The sequence below is a fragment of the Candidatus Micrarchaeia archaeon genome (assembly GCA_041653315.1).
Taxonomy (GTDB): domain Archaea; phylum Micrarchaeota; class Micrarchaeia; order Anstonellales; family JAHKLY01; genus JAHKLY01.
In genome coordinates this window covers 25,407-41,555 of sequence record JBAZFO010000008.1, presented here as the reverse complement: position 1 = coordinate 41,555, position 16,149 = coordinate 25,407, and the positions used below count along the sequence as shown (strand labels likewise).

General features: G+C 41.1%; 29 protein-coding genes and 1 tRNA gene. 29 read left to right on the top strand and 1 reads right to left on the bottom strand.

Annotated features, from left to right (window positions below):
- Window positions 1-139 precede the first annotated feature (139 nt).
- The 27 genes from WC356_02955 (at window position 140) to WC356_02825 (ending at window position 12,025) form a co-directional block, all read left to right on the top strand.
- A tRNA-Met gene (locus WC356_02955) sits at window positions 140-211 on the top strand.
- 25 nt (window positions 212-236) lie between these two features.
- Entirely contained in the window at window positions 237-446 is a 210-nt protein-coding gene (locus tag WC356_02950) for a hypothetical protein (protein MFA5382098.1), read from the top strand.
- Between the two features lie 3 nt (window positions 447-449).
- A complete protein-coding gene (locus WC356_02945) occupies window positions 450-758 on the top strand; it encodes a hypothetical protein (protein MFA5382097.1) in 309 nt (102 codons plus the stop codon).
- 34 nt (window positions 759-792) lie between these two features.
- Window positions 793-1,056 (top strand): hypothetical protein, encoded by a 264-nt coding sequence (locus tag WC356_02940; protein MFA5382096.1) that lies wholly within the window; start codon window positions 793-795, stop codon window positions 1,054-1,056.
- A 22-nt stretch (window positions 1,057-1,078) separates the two neighbouring features.
- On the top strand, window positions 1,079-1,687 hold the full coding sequence (locus tag WC356_02935) for a lambda exonuclease family protein (protein ID MFA5382095.1): 609 nt from the start codon (window positions 1,079-1,081) through the stop codon (window positions 1,685-1,687).
- An 11-nt stretch (window positions 1,688-1,698) separates the two neighbouring features.
- Window positions 1,699-2,385 (top strand): ERF family protein, encoded by a 687-nt coding sequence (locus tag WC356_02930; GenBank protein ID MFA5382094.1) that lies wholly within the window; start codon window positions 1,699-1,701, stop codon window positions 2,383-2,385.
- On the top strand, window positions 2,385-2,624 hold the full coding sequence (locus WC356_02925) for a hypothetical protein (protein MFA5382093.1): 240 nt from the start codon (window positions 2,385-2,387) through the stop codon (window positions 2,622-2,624). The genes WC356_02930 and WC356_02925 overlap by 1 nt, the downstream gene beginning before the upstream one ends.
- 2 nt (window positions 2,625-2,626) lie before the next feature.
- The gene (locus WC356_02920; protein MFA5382092.1) at window positions 2,627-2,860 is read left to right on the top strand and encodes a DUF736 domain-containing protein; all 234 of its coding nucleotides are present in this window, start codon (window positions 2,627-2,629) and stop codon (window positions 2,858-2,860) included.
- Window positions 2,861-3,013: 153 nt separating this feature from the next.
- Window positions 3,014-3,289: a hypothetical protein gene (locus WC356_02915; GenBank protein MFA5382091.1), complete on the top strand. Its 276-nt coding sequence runs from the start codon at window positions 3,014-3,016 to the stop codon at window positions 3,287-3,289.
- An 18-nt stretch (window positions 3,290-3,307) separates the two neighbouring features.
- Complete coding sequence (locus WC356_02910; protein ID MFA5382090.1) at window positions 3,308-3,814, top strand: hypothetical protein; 507 nt, start codon at window positions 3,308-3,310, stop codon at window positions 3,812-3,814.
- Window positions 3,811-3,978, top strand: a complete 168-nt coding sequence (locus WC356_02905; GenBank protein MFA5382089.1) for a hypothetical protein — start codon at window positions 3,811-3,813, stop codon at window positions 3,976-3,978. The genes WC356_02910 and WC356_02905 overlap by 4 nt, the downstream gene beginning before the upstream one ends.
- On the top strand, window positions 3,978-4,688 hold the full coding sequence (locus tag WC356_02900; GenBank protein ID MFA5382088.1) for a DNA methyltransferase: 711 nt from the start codon (window positions 3,978-3,980) through the stop codon (window positions 4,686-4,688). The genes WC356_02905 and WC356_02900 overlap by 1 nt, the downstream gene beginning before the upstream one ends.
- A complete protein-coding gene (locus WC356_02895) occupies window positions 4,685-4,834 on the top strand; it encodes a hypothetical protein (protein MFA5382087.1) in 150 nt (49 codons plus the stop codon). Before WC356_02900 ends, WC356_02895 begins: the two co-directional genes overlap by 4 nt.
- Before the next feature lies 1 nt (window position 4,835).
- Window positions 4,836-5,807: a hypothetical protein gene (locus WC356_02890; protein ID MFA5382086.1), complete on the top strand. Its 972-nt coding sequence runs from the start codon at window positions 4,836-4,838 to the stop codon at window positions 5,805-5,807.
- Between the two features lie 47 nt (window positions 5,808-5,854).
- Window positions 5,855-6,106 (top strand): hypothetical protein, encoded by a 252-nt coding sequence (locus WC356_02885; protein ID MFA5382085.1) that lies wholly within the window; start codon window positions 5,855-5,857, stop codon window positions 6,104-6,106.
- Complete coding sequence (locus WC356_02880; protein MFA5382084.1) at window positions 6,103-6,273, top strand: hypothetical protein; 171 nt, start codon at window positions 6,103-6,105, stop codon at window positions 6,271-6,273. Before WC356_02885 ends, WC356_02880 begins: the two co-directional genes overlap by 4 nt.
- 61 nt (window positions 6,274-6,334) lie before the next feature.
- On the top strand, window positions 6,335-6,832 hold the full coding sequence (locus WC356_02875; protein ID MFA5382083.1) for a recombination protein NinG: 498 nt from the start codon (window positions 6,335-6,337) through the stop codon (window positions 6,830-6,832).
- 73 nt (window positions 6,833-6,905) lie between these two features.
- A complete protein-coding gene (locus tag WC356_02870; protein MFA5382082.1) occupies window positions 6,906-7,346 on the top strand; it encodes a hypothetical protein in 441 nt (146 codons plus the stop codon).
- Window positions 7,343-7,564 carry a hypothetical protein gene (locus tag WC356_02865; protein ID MFA5382081.1) on the top strand — a complete coding sequence of 74 codons (222 nt, stop codon included), beginning with the start codon at window positions 7,343-7,345 and terminating at the stop codon, window positions 7,562-7,564. Before WC356_02870 ends, WC356_02865 begins: the two co-directional genes overlap by 4 nt.
- A gap of 14 nt (window positions 7,565-7,578) precedes the next feature.
- Entirely contained in the window at window positions 7,579-7,848 is a 270-nt protein-coding gene (locus WC356_02860) for a hypothetical protein (GenBank protein ID MFA5382080.1), read from the top strand.
- Window position 7,849: 1 nt separating this feature from the next.
- Window positions 7,850-8,155 (top strand): hypothetical protein, encoded by a 306-nt coding sequence (locus WC356_02855; GenBank protein MFA5382079.1) that lies wholly within the window; start codon window positions 7,850-7,852, stop codon window positions 8,153-8,155.
- A 45-nt stretch (window positions 8,156-8,200) separates the two neighbouring features.
- Complete coding sequence (locus tag WC356_02850; protein MFA5382078.1) at window positions 8,201-9,223, top strand: SPFH domain-containing protein; 1,023 nt, start codon at window positions 8,201-8,203, stop codon at window positions 9,221-9,223.
- Between the two features lie 327 nt (window positions 9,224-9,550).
- Window positions 9,551-9,895 (top strand): hypothetical protein, encoded by a 345-nt coding sequence (locus tag WC356_02845; GenBank protein ID MFA5382077.1) that lies wholly within the window; start codon window positions 9,551-9,553, stop codon window positions 9,893-9,895.
- Complete coding sequence (locus tag WC356_02840; GenBank protein ID MFA5382076.1) at window positions 9,876-10,250, top strand: YopX family protein; 375 nt, start codon at window positions 9,876-9,878, stop codon at window positions 10,248-10,250. The genes WC356_02845 and WC356_02840 overlap by 20 nt, the downstream gene beginning before the upstream one ends.
- Complete coding sequence (locus WC356_02835; GenBank protein MFA5382075.1) at window positions 10,247-10,894, top strand: DUF551 domain-containing protein; 648 nt, start codon at window positions 10,247-10,249, stop codon at window positions 10,892-10,894. The genes WC356_02840 and WC356_02835 overlap by 4 nt, the downstream gene beginning before the upstream one ends.
- A complete protein-coding gene (locus WC356_02830; GenBank protein MFA5382074.1) occupies window positions 10,895-11,575 on the top strand; it encodes a hypothetical protein in 681 nt (226 codons plus the stop codon).
- Between the two features lie 27 nt (window positions 11,576-11,602).
- On the top strand, window positions 11,603-12,025 hold the full coding sequence (locus tag WC356_02825; protein MFA5382073.1) for a hypothetical protein: 423 nt from the start codon (window positions 11,603-11,605) through the stop codon (window positions 12,023-12,025).
- A gap of 235 nt (window positions 12,026-12,260) precedes the next feature.
- Here the strand turns inward: WC356_02825 and WC356_02820 are convergent, their stop codons facing one another.
- A complete protein-coding gene (locus WC356_02820; protein ID MFA5382072.1) occupies window positions 12,261-12,761 on the bottom strand; it encodes an HNH endonuclease signature motif containing protein in 501 nt (166 codons plus the stop codon).
- 63 nt (window positions 12,762-12,824) lie between these two features.
- Here WC356_02820 and WC356_02815 point away from each other — a divergent pair, with 63 nt between their 5' ends.
- Both WC356_02815 and WC356_02810 read left to right on the top strand, forming a co-directional pair.
- On the top strand, window positions 12,825-13,118 hold the full coding sequence (locus WC356_02815) for a DNA cytosine methyltransferase (GenBank protein MFA5382071.1): 294 nt from the start codon (window positions 12,825-12,827) through the stop codon (window positions 13,116-13,118).
- Window positions 13,119-13,902: 784 nt separating this feature from the next.
- Window positions 13,903-16,140 (top strand): sialidase family protein, encoded by a 2,238-nt coding sequence (locus WC356_02810; protein MFA5382070.1) that lies wholly within the window; start codon window positions 13,903-13,905, stop codon window positions 16,138-16,140.
- Window positions 16,141-16,149: the final 9 nt, after the last annotated feature.

The following is a 16,149-nucleotide window of genomic DNA, read 5'->3' as shown; positions in this document are numbered from 1 at the left end:
GAAACGGCGACGCTCTCCAGTACGTCAAAGAACAGACAGAGGCCGTTTGCCTTAAAGCTGTTGAAAGCGACGGCTACGCTCTCCAGTACGTCAATAAAAAAGTATTCTCTTTGGAAATTACGCAGAAGTAGAAATTTATCGCGGTGTAGAGCAAAGGTAACTCGTCTGGCTCATAACCAGAAAATTGCAGGTTCGATTCCTGCCGCCGCAATTAAATTATTTTTTTTGGAGACCTTATGACAGAGCAACGGCAAATCAGATGGTTAGTAATTGGCCTGTGGATAAGCATAATAGTTTCAATCGGCTCGATGATGCAGACGGCTTCGATTAAGAGAGAAAATGCGAAAATCAAAACGCCGATTTATAACGTGTACACCAATACCGATGATGTCAACCTTGCGATGATACAGTTGGGCGTAAAAGAAGTGAAAGCAGGAATAAGATAGTAAATGCCTGATTGTCGCAATCAACTTGTTATCGACTTTTCGCAGAATTACAGGCGAATCGACCCTGCAACATCAGAGGTAGCGGGCAAGGCGATAGTGAAGTCCGGCAAAGCAAATGTTCATTGTCAAATTATTTTGAACTGCCTGCGTCAAAACAATGGCTCAACGGTAAAAGAGCTTCAAAGGTTATTAGACGGCAGGTTAAAGCCGGAACAAGTTCATAAGCGAATGGCTGATTTAAAGCACAACGGATTTGTAAAACGTGATGATGTAATAACGCGAGACGGTTGTGCGACTTGGTGGATTTTATAAAAGCAAATTAAAAATTTTAAAACGGAGACCTAAAATGAAAATCAATATACGCCAATTCGATACTAACGCTTATGCCTCATTATATATGCGGCTCTATTGGCGGCAATTAGAGTGGAACAAAACCTGCTGGAAAAATCTCGCCAAAGCGATTGTGAGAATCGCAAAAGAGACAGGATTTTCAATTAAGCAAATTACATATAAAGAAGTGGTTTTGTGGCTGGCTTCAAAAAAATTACAGCGAACCGGCAAAACAGAAGATTTGCAGGAATATCAAGAATTAAGAGAACTATACAGATAACTTTTTACACGGAGACTTTAAAATGGAAATCATAAACTGCCAGCAGGGTACGCCGGAATGGGACAAGGCCAGATTAGGGATAATTACAGCCTCTTGTTTTGGCGATGTATTGGCAAAGGGGCAAGGCAAAACCCGCAGGGCTTATATGTTAAGAGTTGCTGCTGAAAGGCTAACCGGAGAAAAGCAGGAAACGTATTCTAATGGTGCAATGGAATGGGGAAAAGAAAACGAGCCAAAGGCAAGAGAATACTATCAAGAGTTAAACGGCTGTTTCGTGCAAGAAGTTGGCTTTGTAAAGTTAAATGATTTTATCGGCTGCTCGCCCGATGGATTAGTTGAAGAAGATGGGATTATTGAGATTAAATGCCCTTATACAACGACACACCTTGAAACTGTTTTAAGCAACGAAGTGCCGACTTGCTACATACCACAGATACAAGGGCAGTTATGGATTACAGGGCGGCAATGGTGCGACTTTATATCATTTGACCCACGAGTAAGCGGTAGGCCACTTTGGTGTAAGCGAGTATTTAGAGATAAAGATTATATCGCAAATCTGCAATCAGAAACAAACATATTTGCAGACCAGCTAAATGAATTAGTTAAACAGTTTGAAAAGACAGAATTTTAACGGAGACTAAAATGGAAATTTTGAACAAAATACAAAAAGACTTGAAAGTGCCTAAGACGCAAAAAAACGCTTTCGGCGGGTATAATTATCGAACCTGCGGCGACATTCTCGAAGCCGTTAAGCCATTATTGAATGGGGCAGTTTTAACGCTTACAGACGAAATAATTTATATCGCATCGACACCAACACAACAATTTCAATCTCCATTAGCAAAAGATAAACAATATGACGTTGACGGCAGTCGTTTTTATGTTAAGGCAACAGCCACGATAAAATTGGGAACTGAAAGCCAATCGGTATCGGCTTTCGCCAGAGAGCCTTTGAATAAAAAAGGAATGGATGAAAGCCAGATAACCGGCACGGCATCAAGTTATGCCAGAAAATACGCATTAAGCGGATTGTTTTGTATAGATGATTCCGTTTTAGACCCTGACAATGATAAACCACTAAAGGATGAACCCAAAATCAAAGACATAACCCCGACAGAGCAAAGAGCCATTGACGATATTTATAATAAAATTTTGGACACCGCAAGCGAGCAGGGGTTGTCCCCGGACAAGAATAGCATTAAGGCGTATTCGTATGCCAAAACAAAATTATATCCCGAAACAAAAGAGCAGGTTGATAAATTCATTGCTCACTTATTGACCGGCAAAAACTTGATGCAGGTCTGCAAGCCGCTGAAGAAAACCACATAATGAGCCGGTTAAATGATGTGCTTGTCAGACTATCAGAAACAAACGCCTACGCAGCGGAGTTATTAGCCGCAAGGCAGCGGGCGAAAGAAAAAGTTAAGATTGAAAAACAGGCGGCTTTGGAAGTGGTTTTAGAGCCGGAAAAAGTTAAGAGCGATTTAGACAGGCTTTTAGACAACAACACACCGTTTGCGGAGTTTGTCGAACTGGCTAATAAGTTAGATGGAATTACGAAAGGATAAAAATGGCATACGAACAAAAAAATAATTCGGGCGTTTTGTTTGGCAACGATAAAAAGACAAAAGATAATCACCCTGACTACAAGGGCAATGCCTGTATAGAGGGCAAAATTTATTGGATTTCAGGCTGGAAAAAAAAGGGCAAAAGCGGAACGTTCTTATCGTTAGCCCTGACCGAAAAACAGGATAGACCGCAGAGCGAACAGCCGGCAGCGGGCGGAGAAGATATATCGTTTTAATTTTGAAAGCAGAACTCCGGCGAATTGTTCCAGCATAGCAAAACAAACGTGCAGGACAAGCAAGGATTTTCGTAGCCTGCCCGCCGGACGAAATTATAAGATTTTGAAAGCAAATTTTTTCTGAAACCAATAACAGTTTAAGGGATTAAAAAGATGGAAAAGACTAAAAGTGAAAAAAATCAAATTAAGAGGCAGGCTCTTTTAGGCCAACTCGAAACAGAAAAAGACGAATTGGCCGCATCGCCAAATCTGATGCTGTCTTGTATTGACCGGCTCAAAAGACTGTTAGAGCTTGGAGCTCCTTATCCCATTATCGAGCGAGAAGTCCAGATGATACAGTATCGGGCATTAAATGTTTTATCGCTGTATGAGGCGTATATGCTTTGCAAATGGGCATATACGGATAAGCGAAAGAAAAACGACAAGTAGCATAAAAGGATTTTCGATATGCCACGGAAAGGTGAACTAACATATTTCATACAAAAGGTTGATGGCAAACTGCCCGAACTTGAATATAAGTACAGGGCGGGACAAGAGGAGTCTCTTGACGGGTTCTGGCTTAATGCGCCCGCAGGCCGATATACCTGCGAAGTCAAAAAAACCCCAAAAGAAAAAACACACAAGCAATGCGGTGCTATTTTCGGCGTTGCTATAAACAATATAATAGCACAAGCCAACGATTTAGGCATAGATGTTTCATACCTACTTAAATATCTCGTAGCCGACAACATACCCAAAGGGCAAGGATTAACACAGGATTTTATTCACGAACTAATGTATGTAATTTGCCCGACAACAAGCGATGATGGGAAGCGGGTTACTCTGTCAAAAATGAACACTGTGCAGGCAACGAATTTATACAAAGGTCTGCAAAACATATTCGCGCCACTTGGCATTGTTATTCCTGACCCCGACCCGAACTGGTTTAAAAACGAAAAGGAATCCGCAAAATGATTAAAAGCGATATTACAGACATTGAGTTAGCCAGGCAAACTTTTGAGTCAATGTTCGGGCTGTCAAGAGAGCAGTCAATCAGAATGGTCAAAGACGTAGCTGAATTGACTACACAGGAAGTTATAGAGCTTTACGGCGTTTATATACCGGACGAGGTGGCGTAATGGAATTACCTATAAATAAAATCATCTGCGGGGATTGTATTGAAGTTATGCGGGAATGGCCAGATAAGTGCGTAGATTTGGTATTGACAGACCCGCCGTATGGAATAAATGCTGATAGGGAACAAAATAAGGCTGCATTGCAAAGAATTAAGGCTGACGGCAATAGCAAGGCGGGCAGAGGATGGAAATTGTATCCACAAACAGCTTGGGACGAAAATAGACCCCAAAAGCAATACTTTGATAGTATGATTAGAATTTCAAAAATATCTATTATTTGGGGGGGGAATTATTTTGCCGACCTATTGCCCGCTTCTATGGGTTGGCTTATGTGGGATAAAAGACAAAGGGGTTTTTCTTTGGCAGACGGAGAGTTAGCTTGGACAAGCGAAAGAAAAGCGTTGCGAATTTTCGATTATTCCAGAGCTGAAGCGTTGCAAGATTTTAGGACGCATCCTACCCAAAAGCCCGTTGCTCTTGGCCTGTGGATTCTTGGGAAGTATTCAAAGCCAGACGATTTAATACTTGATTGCTATTGCGGTTCTGGTTCTTTTTGCGTTGCCGCTAAAATGCTTGGCAGACGCTACATAGGCATAGACATAAGCTCTGAATACTGCAAGATTGCACAAGAACGGCTTGACGCAGTAGATACCGGCGTGCCAGTAAAGGAAACAAGGCAAGGACAAATGGCGTTATTTCCAAGTGGCAAATGATTGAATTTTCTGAACACGGCAACCGGATTTTTGCCGGCACAGTTAAGCTGGATTTTGGATTTAATTTTGTGAATAAAGACAACGTAAAACAGACAGAATCAGAGCCTGAAAAAATGGGAATAATTATAAAAAAGGGACAGAAATAATATGATTAAAGAAAAACGACAACCCTGGAATCCTCTTTTATGCAGCTATCCGGATAGCGAAAAAGTGAATAATGTTTCCTTTGAAGCAGAGACGCTCTATACACGACTTATTGCGGCGTGTGATGACAATGCTAATTATGATGGCAAACCAACATTGATAATGTGCGGAGTTTTCAAGAAAAGATTTGACGCTGGTCTTATCGACGTGCCGAAAATGGGACGATTACGGAACGAACTTATAGAGGCTGGCCTTATTAAATTATACAAGGTCAATGGTGTGGAATATATACACATTGAAAAATGCAAAAAACACCTCCGTAAAGACATAAATCCAGATATTAGATTTCCGCAAAGTCTTGCCGCTAAAGAAGATACCAAAAGCGAAACAGAAACGTTACGCGCACGTTCCGAAAACTCTCCATCAAATACAGATACAAATACAGATACAAATACAGTAACGTCAAGACTTGCCGTTTTACTTTTTAAAAAAATCACCGACAGGAAACCGGACTTTAAAAAACCAGACCTACAAAAATGGGCAGAGCATATTGACAAGATGATTCGGATTGATAACCGAAAACCGGAGACGATTGAAAAAATAATTATCTGGTGTCAAGCTGATTGTGGGGACGGCGGTAAATGGAAAGGCTGGCAAAATAATATTTTATCAACGGCGAAGCTGCGAGAAAAATTTGACAAACTGGAATTGGCTATGAATGCGAAAATCGCTCCCGCCAAAACTAATCAGCCGAAACAATGCTTTGTCGATAAAGAGCCGGCAGTAGTTGAAATTAAAACCGGAGTTTGTCTTTGTGCGAATTGTAAAAAACTTTTCGACGTTGCACCCGCCCCGAAATACTTCAACAGCCAAAAGCCAATGCCAAAACACTTACTCTCAAAGCAACAGATTGAAGATTTGATTTTAAAACAAAAAGCGAAATCGCAGACGCAGAATACCGGCAAGGAAGTTTAACGGATTGACTAACGGGAACGGATTCCCATTTTTTAAAAAGGAAAGTTATGATAAAAATGAAAATACAATCTGGCTGTTTTGAGGAGGGGGCATTGGAGCTTTCTGGAATGCCAGAAAATTTCATATTGTCCGCTCGGTATCTGGCAATTCTTGAATTAAGCGAATTGCAGAACATTGCCAAAACGCTCGACTGGATGATAAAGCATTTTGATTTTATGAATGAGCAGACAGGGCTGGAAGCAGAAGATAGCCCGGAACTCAAAGAAGCGAAAGAACTTCTGGCGGAGATGGAGAAATGAAAAATGTTATTTTGTTTGTGCCTCTGGTTTTTGTTCTGGGCTTGTGTATGGCGGTAGTTTTAACTTGTGCGTTTTTTATGGCTATTGGCGGGCTGTTTGAATGGATAGCGAAAATAACAATGAAATTTGGAGATACGGTTATGGCAAATTATGAGGCAAGAATCTAATGACAATTGAAAAGGAAAATAAATAATGCGAATTTCTCTAACACAACATCATAAGGTTTTTATGGGCTTTAAAAAGAGCAAGAGGAGTTTTATAAGAAAACCGAAAAAGGCTACGCCAAAAAGCAAAGCTTGGGGCGCAGCGAGCAGATACGGCAGACTAAGAGACGCTATTGCTTATTGTAAAGAAAATGGAATTGACTTACGGCAATTTAATCGACCAGAAGACATTATTGTGAAGTGTTGTACTTGCCGCAAGGTTTTGCCGTGGATTAGAATGGATTGCGGACACTGGATAGGCAGGGGGATTGGCGGCTCGAGCGGAGTTTATTTTGACGAAAGAAACTGGGACGCACAATGTAAAACCTGTAATGGCTTTGGAAGCGAGCAAGAAAAAATACACGAGCAATATATCAGAGAAAAGCGAGGCCAAAAAGTGATTGACGAACTCGAAGCAAAACACCACATAACGCCGAACTTTTCTGATTTTGCGATGATGGCAACAGAGCAAATGTATAAAGAAAAATACGAACAGTTGTTAGTTGAAAATGGGCTTAGATAACCACTGATTGGTCTCCGTGGCGATGCTGTGGGGGCTGTCGCAAGGCAGCCCTGCACGGCGATGAAAGGAAAATATGAAAAAATACACAATCGAAGATATGAAAAGTTTTGAAGTCGTCAACGGCACAAGAAAATGCCCGACCGGAGATTACACGGAAATAAAAAGTTTCGCAGAGTGGTGCAGTTTCGCAGAGGGGTGCAGTTTCGCAGAGGGGTGCAGTTTCGCAGAGTGGTGCAGTTTCGCAGAGGGGTGCAGTTTCGCAGAGCGGTGTTCCTATGAGGCTATCGGTGAAGCAAAAACCAATCCGCCGTTTATCCGCATAAATAATATCGGCAGTCGTGGCGATGGTTGCACTATCTATAATCTCAAAAAAGGCATCTATGTTCGCACGTGTTGTTTTTTGGGAACGCTCAAAGAGTTCGAGAAGGCTGTTAAGGGAAAGCACGGCAATAGCAAATTTGCAAAGCAGTATATTTTAGCAGTTAAATTGGCAAAAGTAAGTTTTGATAAGTGAAAAAACTGCGGTTGTCGCAGCGGAAAATAGCAACAATTTTTTTAGGTGAAGTAATGTTAAATATAAAAAGAATTTTATGCAACTACAAACAACTTATGATTGAAAAGCTGAAGATTGTCCCTAAAGAGCAAGTTGGCGAGATTGAATTTCTAAATGATGAAATTAAAAGAGTAGAACAAGCATTACAATTAGGCGTAACAATTAACAATAATTTATAGCAGAAAGGATTTTTATGGAAAACAATATGAAAATGAAAAAGTATTATGGCGAGGTGGCTTTTGAGGTTTTTAACAATAGCTTCAAAAGGGCGACCAAGTACGTCAGTGATAATTTGACGGTAAAAGCGACTTCTCGATGCGTGAGGGCAGCAAAAGAGTTAATTTTAACAGCAGGCAAACCGAATTATGCCGAGCGTAAATTTATCAAACTATGCAAAAAGGCGGGCGAGAAATTCCCGATTAAGAAAATTCAATTAAAACTTTATTCAAAGAAAGGGAAATAGTATGAAAAAAGTAATGTTGGTTTTACTGGTGGTTGTGTTTATGGTGGGTTGTCTTGACAGTGGCTATAAGCATACGGTCAAGTATGACCCAAAAACAGGCAATAAGTTAAGCGAAGAATGGGTATTGGATTACGGCAAGGCTATGCAGACTTCTACTATCACGGACGCTAATTTAATTATCTCTGATGGTTCTGGCGTGAGTTTCTCAAAGTCTGCATTTATTTACGATGGCAATGATTGGGTTAAGATTGGCGAGGGCGTAAAGACCAGTGGTTGGTCGCCTATGCCTTTTTCTTGGCCTAAATAAAGTTGCAGAAAATTTAACAGGAAAATAATTTTAGAAAGGAAGGAAATGTTTAAGATAATTTTTAGTATATTATTGGCAGTTTTGGTCATTTTTATTTTTGCGCAAATGATAGAACCGGAAACTGATACGAGGGTAGGGTTGCAACAGACAGATTTAACTAATCCTATAACCGGCGAAGTTCCATTGGAAGATTCTATGTCGAAACAGGTAAAACTTGCTTCGATTGAACAAATTAAAGCCTTGCAGGTAAGTGCCAAAAGAATACAAATTCCAATTCGTTTCAGACAAACGGGAAGATATGGTTGGCAGGGAAAATGGATTCCCACTGTATTGATTTTGAAAGTTGACAGAACTCCAATATCACAGGATTGGACAGCGGACGAAACTTCTGGAACAGGGAGAAAAAATGAAGCGATATGGATAGAGAGTAGCGACTCTGTTGGATTTTCTATTGGTATAACCTGTGCGGCCTATATCAAAGAAGAAGATGCGGCTACGTTTTTATACTTTTATCCAAGTGGCTCTTTGGCCTCTGTTATGAACTCCGAAATAAGGGGTCGAGTTCAAACTTCCGCAGCTAATTTTGTAAATCCAACACAAGCCAGTGATATATCTTTTACGATGGACGCTTTACGTTCTCGCAAGGTTGAATTAACAAAGGCTATTAAAGCAGATGTTGAGACATTTTTCAAAGCAAGAGGTATAACAATTACTACTTTGGGAATTTTTGGTGGCTTTCAATATGAAAACAAAGAAATACAAAAGTCCATTGATGATGTATTTGTGGCACAGCAAAAGAAAAATATAGCTTTGGCCGAATTACAAGCACAGCAGGACACTAATAAGAGAATTGAGATGGCCGCCCTTGCCGTTAGAAATGCGGCAATAACTAAAGCAGAGGGCGAAGCTAATAAAAATCCAGCTTTTTTGGAATTAAGGAAACTGGAAGTTGAACAGGCCAGAATCGTCAAGTGGAATGGACAATACCCGACAACATATTGGGCAACGGGCGATACAAGTGATTTAGGGATTATAGTTAATACTCCTGCTTCAACAAGTTTAAAATAAATCTATACCTGTGTCGGTATGGCAACCGCTCTGTTTTTTCGAGAAATTTTGCAGGGCGGCATTGAAAAGTGAATAGTGCTGATAGTGGGCGTGAAATAATCGCATAAGGGTTACGGTTTAATTTAAAAGGCGAGTAGTTCCCAATTAACGATTCAACGAGCCGAGTCGAAACGCGCGACGTTAAATATACTGGCCGTAACAAATTGGCCTATCAGCATTATTTTAAAAGTGAATAACCGGCGGCAGTTTATCAGCTAATGCTTTGTACGATTATAGCCCATAGGCATAAGCCCGCCGGTTTTATTATAAAATAAAAGGAAAATGATTATGGCAAAATGCAAGCATTGCGGTAAATGTTGTTTATCTGGCGTGCCCTGTTCTTTTAGTCAAATTTTATTTGATATTACTGAAAAGAATCCCAGGGCTTGTCCCGCCTGTACTAAAAAAGCTGGACTATTTTGGTGCGATATTCTATTGAATCCAGAGAAATGGTTTGCTTCTATGGTTGGAGAGGTGGAGTGGAAGTGTGAGGCTATGGCAGATGTTGCGCGAATCTATATCGGCATAGGCGATGGTTGTGGACGAAACCCCGCTATTGCTAAAATAGCGAAATGCTTAAAGATTAAATTTAATCCCAGAGAAAGGCTAAAAAATGAGACAGACAAAATTTAGAGGCATAGAAATTGGTACAAATATATGGCGATACGGCCACCATATTGTGGTTGATGGAGAATCGCAGATTTATGATAGGGGGGGTTATTATATTGTTATCCCTGAAACAGTCGGGGAATGGACAGGACGAGTAGATAGGAATGATAAAGATATTTATGAAGATGATGAAGTTAATTTTCTCGGCAATAAAGAGCGTAGTTATACTTGTGGGCTTCCAGAAATATGTAGAGTTGTTTGGTTCGAGGAGTCAAGCGGTTGGATGCTTACAAGCGAAAAACATTCTTTTGGATTATATAAAACAGGCATTTACGAAGTCATCGGCAACATTCACGACAAGGCAGGTGAACAAAAATGAGCGATAAGAAATGCAAAATTTGCGGTGGAAGCGGAAGAATGCCAAAAACAATAAATTATAATGGGGCAAGTATTGCAAAAATAGAGACATCAGTTCAATGTCCTGCCTGCGATGGTATAGGTCGCCAGAAGTTAGGGCAGGGCGAATTGAAATGCGGGTGCGGGGGAAAAATAAAATATGGTGAGGCCATATCTATTTTCTGGTTTGAATGCAAACAGTGCAATTTTTTCTGGACATTGCGTAAATTTAATCCACCCAAAATAATATCGTTGTCCGAAGCCATTGCCGCTTTTCGCCTTGCCACAAATCAAGCAAAGCTCGACGCGCAGACGGCGGAAATTGAGGAATTGCTGGAAGCGAATAGAATTTTGATTTTAAGAGATAGTTCTTTTACGAACCAGATTACCGACCTCAAGGCCGAAAACGACCGGCTGAAAAAAGGCGGGATAAACTGGATTAGCGTTAAGAATAGATTGCCAGAAGCTAAAGCATATTGTCTTGTATGGTTTGCAGATACGAAATGTCCCTTCACTGGTTGGTATCAAGGAAATGGGAAATGGGGTACTAAAAGAAAGGGGTTTTCGCATACAGCAAAGGTTACTGATTGGACAGAAATAAACTTACCAGAAAAAGGCGGCGAGTAAATGAAAAAGTTCAGACTCGTATTTTATATACCTGACAAAAAAGACGGAAGCCACGTTGATGATATGATAGGAAATTATACCCTGCTGTTGAACAGAATCGGCAGCATTGCAACGCTGGATTTTGAGCGGCTGAAAGTGCTGAAAATACTTTATTCGAGCCACGAGGAATTACATACACCGAACGAGGGTAATTTTTTCTACACGACTTCTCTGGGCAGACCGGAAATGTATCTTGGAAAATCCTGGACTGCAACTATGGGACAACTCGGCGGCAAAGACCGCAAAGGCTCTGGCGTATGTTGCAGACCGGCAAGCGAAGTTTTTAAGAATCCAGAGCGATGGTTTTATGCCGAATTTGAAGTAAGCGATTTCGGCTATAAGCAAATGACTGATATGATGCAAGTCGAATTGGAAGCGAATCAGGGCTACGACGTTAAAATGATTTTAAACTTCTTCCTGCCTTTGGGAATCGGCGAAAAAGATAAATGGATATGTTCGGAGTTCTGCAATCATCACGCAAAAATCGGAATGAAATATACACCAGTAAATTATGTCCTCAAACGAATAACCAATAAATTGCTCGATACAATGTCGCCGCTGTTATCAGCTACAACCCTGCACTATTGCGGAGTTGATTTTTATACGATGGACGGAAACCTGCTTTTAGCAGGAAAAAAATAATTTAAGCCTGCGGGCAAGGAGTTAAAGATGGGATACGCGAACAATACAAGCGTTCCGATTGAACGGACAAAAACCGAAATAGAACGTACCCTGATGAAATACGGAGCGGATGGGTTTTATTATGGCACGTCTGGCAAAGGTGCGGTTATAGGATTTAGGTACAAAGACCGAGTTATTAAGGAAGAAATACCTTTACCGCGTCGAGATAACTTTTCTTCAAATTGTAAAGGTGAAATTGACCAGCAAAGAGAGCATCGCCGACTATGGCGAGTAGAGCTTCTCTGGATTAAAGCAGCATTAGAAAAAGTGGATTGTGGACTCCAGACCTTTGAGAACGTATTTCTTGCTCAGACCTGTTTGCCGAGTGGGCAAACAGTATCTCAGGTCTTAGAGCCTCAATTTCAAAAAATGCTTAGCGATGGAACAATGCCAAAACTTTTAACGGAGTAAAAATAATGGCTAAAAAAAAAACAGAGTTAAAACCGTGCATCCATTGCGGACAGATGTTGGACGTAAAATTTATCAGAAGACAAAGCAACGGCATTATCGTCAGCCATATATGTCCTTTTTGTCTCCGCTTACTGCCAAATAGCTTTTGCGCAAAAAGGGGACGGAAGAAATGACCGAGCTAATCATTGATTTATTTGCAGGCGGAATATGAGACACCTCGATTTATTTACGCAGACTACGCAAAGGCATATCTGCCGTTGCGGAATACAACTTGACCTTTGCGGAGCAATTCTATTGCCAATTGTTCAAGTTGGCGATGCAAAGTCCTATGTTCTGATGCCGTACAAACTAAAAGATTTTCAGGCCGATTATCCAGCTTTAATTCGTTTATATGGTGAACGTGTTCGTTTTTATTTAAACGCCTACCAATCATTTTCTCTGCGATTAAAACGTGTTCATAAGTATATGGGTGTGCCTTTTTCCGTCCAGGTGCATAGAGAAGCCTATACCCCTGCCTATCAACAGAATTACCACCTTTCCAGTTTGGGTGTTCTGCTCCGTGTTTTTGGTTTAGTTTCATTTTTGGCAACCCACGCATTTCTCTGGAGTACTGAATGCTCTGATAAGTTATCCCAAATGACCGAGCGATTGACCGCATACTCTCGCCACCTTTTAATCTCTGTTCTATTTGGGATTGTATCGCCTTTGTTTCCCAACCCCTATTCTTGTAAACCATTTTTATTCCTTTCTGTTTCAACTCAATACAGAATACAACAAAATCATAAAGGGTGCAAGTAAAATGTTTAGAATGTTGGATTTATTTAGCGGAATAGGGGGATTTAGTTTGGCGGCAAGTTGGGTATGGAAAAAGGAATTAGAGATAGTAAGTTTTTGTGAATGTGATAAATTTTGTCAGCAGGTATTAAAGAAACATTGGCCGAATGTGCCGATTTGTGAAAACGTAAAGGACTTAAATAATGAATGGATTGTTACCAACGCCAACATCGGGGCGAGCCGACCAAGAAATGTCTCCGAGTCAAGAGAAACGAAAGGCAGGCCAAAGGAATGGCGACAACAGAGCAAGAGAGAATAGCGATTTATCATAAATCAGGGGTTGAGGGCGGTTGCCCTGAATGCGGAAGCAAGGATTGCCCAGTAAAAGGCACGCCGAGCCGACACGTCCGCAAGCATAAATGTAAAAACTGCGGCCACAGCTTTAAATCGGTAGAAAAATGAAACACGGCACAATAACAACCGATTACGGCGGCCATAGCTATTCCGGCAAAGCCAAACTGGGTTGGATATGGTATCGGCGATTCAATGAGTGGATTTTCGTTTTTAAATACTACATTTACAATTATATGCCAGGCGGGAAGCGAGGCGTATTATGCTCAAATACTAAGTTATCGGCTCGAACAAGAACAATAAAACTTCACCGGTATTTTTCAGGCTTTACTTGAGTAGGTCGGCCAAATAAAATTATGTTGATTACTCCAAAAACAAACGCAAAGCCCTGCAAAATCGCGGGGCTTTTTTATTATCAGAAATAAATTTTAACAAAATGTACAGATTCTGTACTCTGTGTACTTTCAATTCACCATATCCATAGTTTATAATTCCACATATAGACAGATTCTGTAATGGAACATAAAAAACATATTATGGGCGGAATTATGAAAAAGTTGATATTTTTATTGGTTTTGGCGATGGGGTCGGTGGGGTGGGGAGTATCAGGATTAAAAATCAACGTAGAATCCGATGGTACGTTTGAGCGAGCTTCAACGGCATATTTATACGACCCGTCTGCCGATACGATGTCTCTTGTGGCCAGTGGGTTACGCAGAACGATAGATATTACTAACGTAAATCCTGCGGTATTGACTGTTAGGGCTAATGACACTGGCGGGCCGGTTGCGGAGAATACACTGAAAGTATTGTGCAGTAATTCCTCGTATATATTTGGTATTGATGGCACGGCGGCCAAACTTTACAGGTCTGTTGATGGTGATACTTGGGCGGACTTGGGAACATTAGACCCTGTGGTAACTACTCAAACGGCCGGTGCCGCTTCTTGTAATCTGTTTTGTTTGGATAACGATAGGCTTTTACGGACTTATTATGTCGCCGCCGATGGTCATTACCACTTCTGCTATTCTGACGATAATGGTGCGACGTGGACTGTTTCTACTGGCGCGAATTTAAAGGGTAATTTCGCCGCTTGGGGTGTGGCGAAAAATTCTAATACCGGAACGTGGATGGCAGTTACTTATAGTTCTGCTACGACATCCACAATGCAGCGTTCAACTGATAATGGTGCAACGTGGTCGCAACTTTATTCTACTCTTGATGGCACAGACACTTCACTGTTAATATCTGGCAGTGATTATGTTAGTGCCAACCATTATCACGCAATCGGTTGTCTTTCTGATTCCAATACTTGGATTGTAAATACAGGTGATATAGCAGTTGACCATAATGACTACGTTTGGGATTATATCTCAACCGATGACGGTGTAACGTGGTCGAGAATCGCAACACAAACAACTGGCAGAGGCAATGGGTGGAATTATCAAATAGTTCAATTTTTGGATACAGGGCACGCTACTCGTATACTATGTGCAAGTGATGGTTTTGATGGAGTATTTCAATATGACCTCGCCACAGGTAGAAAATACCCGTGTAATATCAACTGGCTGCCAAAAAGCAGCACACATAACTGTTTTAATGTAGTTAAGGTAAATGGCATATATTACGCTTCTTCTTGGGATTCTGTCACTTCTGGCAGAACAGCCGTAATAAGCATATCAACTGACCTGACTAACTGGACAACTTATGCCAGATTCAACGATGGTACGGTGATTGGCAATTACATATATGCCGGCTTCAGAGGTGGATACCTGCATTTTGCCGCTTCGACAGCAACTTCATCTTTGCCTTTTGGTGGGGTAACGAATTGGAAACACGTTTTATTAAAACCCGCCACTATAACATCGACAAAGGGAATACTCGTAGAACCTGCTTGTACCAACATATTTACTTCTGCACAGGCAAGCGATGGGAATACTGCTACCGGATTTACAGATGCAGGGGTGGGCTATGGCACAATAGCTTCCGTTACAGACACTTCGCTTTACGGACCAAACAGTGTTCGCATACAAGAGGGAGTTGGTGGAAGTGCTACTCCTAATAGAATTATAACGCTTCGAGGAAACGCATCGACTTTACAAACCGGAGACGCTAATTATTATGTATCAAGTGCCTACGCCAAAGGTCGGGGTGGTGGAATGGCAATGAAATTAAATAGGGGGGCGTATATGAGATTCGTTGCCGCATATACGGAACAGAGTTCTACGGATTACGACTATATCTCGCTAAACGACGAGAGATGGATACGGATTTGGACTAAACCTGTAAGTGCATCGACCGCAAACAGCGTAAGGGCGTCGTATTTTGTTATTGGTCAATTTCCAGAAACTAACCTCGCAGATGCAATATATTATAACCAAATATGGGTTGATTGCACACAGATACAAGCGTTACCACCGACTTCGTGGCAGATAGCCGGTACTGCCAGAGTAGCCGAAACGTGGTCAGTGCCAATAACCGTAGGAGCTGACTGGTCGTTTAAATTTACAATGATACCGCAATTCAGGTCTTTAATGGTAGATAACCTGGCTACAGATTTATACGTCTGTACGCTTAAATTAGACGCTACACATTATGCAGAAGTGTATTGGGATTGTTCGGAGAAGAAATGGACTTTCAGCTTGCTTAATATCACAGGCTCTCCGGTCGTTACGGCAACGGCGGCAACAGGTTTTGAACCGGCAAATCCGCTTATATTTGTAGTCAGGAGATTAAGCGATGAACTTTATTTATCTGTCCACGATGGTAAATCGTGGACTCACATAGCGGCATCAACAGACACCGAAGTCTTAACAGGCACAATAACTTGGCAGGTTGGCGATAATGTGGGTGCTAATCTAATGCCTGAACTTATAACCGATATTTGGTACGCCAAAAATACAGCATTGAGCGAGACTCAAGTTGAAGCATTGCCATCAAGTTTATTCCGTGCTGGTTTTTGGCTCGGCTCTTACGACTGGCTAAAATAAGACATTAGT

Excerpts from the sequence above, each read along its gene's own strand:
- WC356_02950 (MFA5382098.1), top strand. The coding sequence starts at position 237 with ATGACAGAGCAACGGCAAATCAGATGGTTAGTAATTGGCCTGTGGATA.
- WC356_02915 (MFA5382091.1), top strand. The coding sequence starts at position 3,014 with ATGGAAAAGACTAAAAGTGAAAAAAATCAAATTAAGAGGCAGGCTCTT.
- WC356_02845 (MFA5382077.1), top strand. The coding sequence starts at position 9,551 with ATGGCAAAATGCAAGCATTGCGGTAAATGTTGTTTATCTGGCGTGCCC.
- WC356_02930 (MFA5382094.1), top strand. The coding sequence starts at position 1,699 with ATGGAAATTTTGAACAAAATACAAAAAGACTTGAAAGTGCCTAAGACG.
- WC356_02855 (MFA5382079.1), top strand. The coding sequence starts at position 7,850 with ATGAAAAAAGTAATGTTGGTTTTACTGGTGGTTGTGTTTATGGTGGGT.
- WC356_02885 (MFA5382085.1), top strand. The coding sequence starts at position 5,855 with ATGATAAAAATGAAAATACAATCTGGCTGTTTTGAGGAGGGGGCATTG.
- WC356_02935 (MFA5382095.1), top strand. The coding sequence starts at position 1,079 with ATGGAAATCATAAACTGCCAGCAGGGTACGCCGGAATGGGACAAGGCC.
- WC356_02890 (MFA5382086.1), top strand. The coding sequence starts at position 4,836 with ATGATTAAAGAAAAACGACAACCCTGGAATCCTCTTTTATGCAGCTAT.
- WC356_02945 (MFA5382097.1), top strand. The coding sequence starts at position 450 with ATGCCTGATTGTCGCAATCAACTTGTTATCGACTTTTCGCAGAATTAC.
- WC356_02920 (MFA5382092.1), top strand. The coding sequence starts at position 2,627 with ATGGCATACGAACAAAAAAATAATTCGGGCGTTTTGTTTGGCAACGAT.
- WC356_02860 (MFA5382080.1), top strand. The coding sequence starts at position 7,579 with ATGGAAAACAATATGAAAATGAAAAAGTATTATGGCGAGGTGGCTTTT.
- WC356_02940 (MFA5382096.1), top strand. The coding sequence starts at position 793 with ATGAAAATCAATATACGCCAATTCGATACTAACGCTTATGCCTCATTA.
- WC356_02830 (MFA5382074.1), top strand. The coding sequence starts at position 10,895 with ATGAAAAAGTTCAGACTCGTATTTTATATACCTGACAAAAAAGACGGA.
- WC356_02905 (MFA5382089.1), top strand. The coding sequence starts at position 3,811 with ATGATTAAAAGCGATATTACAGACATTGAGTTAGCCAGGCAAACTTTT.
- WC356_02820 (MFA5382072.1), bottom strand. The coding sequence starts at position 12,761 with ATGGTTTACAAGAATAGGGGTTGGGAAACAAAGGCGATACAATCCCAA.
- WC356_02880 (MFA5382084.1), top strand. The coding sequence starts at position 6,103 with ATGAAAAATGTTATTTTGTTTGTGCCTCTGGTTTTTGTTCTGGGCTTG.
- WC356_02840 (MFA5382076.1), top strand. The coding sequence starts at position 9,876 with ATGAGACAGACAAAATTTAGAGGCATAGAAATTGGTACAAATATATGG.
- WC356_02910 (MFA5382090.1), top strand. The coding sequence starts at position 3,308 with ATGCCACGGAAAGGTGAACTAACATATTTCATACAAAAGGTTGATGGC.
- WC356_02925 (MFA5382093.1), top strand. The coding sequence starts at position 2,385 with ATGAGCCGGTTAAATGATGTGCTTGTCAGACTATCAGAAACAAACGCC.
- WC356_02850 (MFA5382078.1), top strand. The coding sequence starts at position 8,201 with ATGTTTAAGATAATTTTTAGTATATTATTGGCAGTTTTGGTCATTTTT.
- WC356_02895 (MFA5382087.1), top strand. The coding sequence starts at position 4,685 with ATGATTGAATTTTCTGAACACGGCAACCGGATTTTTGCCGGCACAGTT.
- WC356_02825 (MFA5382073.1), top strand. The coding sequence starts at position 11,603 with ATGGGATACGCGAACAATACAAGCGTTCCGATTGAACGGACAAAAACC.
- WC356_02870 (MFA5382082.1), top strand. The coding sequence starts at position 6,906 with ATGAAAAAATACACAATCGAAGATATGAAAAGTTTTGAAGTCGTCAAC.
- WC356_02900 (MFA5382088.1), top strand. The coding sequence starts at position 3,978 with ATGGAATTACCTATAAATAAAATCATCTGCGGGGATTGTATTGAAGTT.
- WC356_02875 (MFA5382083.1), top strand. The coding sequence starts at position 6,335 with ATGGGCTTTAAAAAGAGCAAGAGGAGTTTTATAAGAAAACCGAAAAAG.
- WC356_02835 (MFA5382075.1), top strand. The coding sequence starts at position 10,247 with ATGAGCGATAAGAAATGCAAAATTTGCGGTGGAAGCGGAAGAATGCCA.
- WC356_02815 (MFA5382071.1), top strand. The coding sequence starts at position 12,825 with ATGTTTAGAATGTTGGATTTATTTAGCGGAATAGGGGGATTTAGTTTG.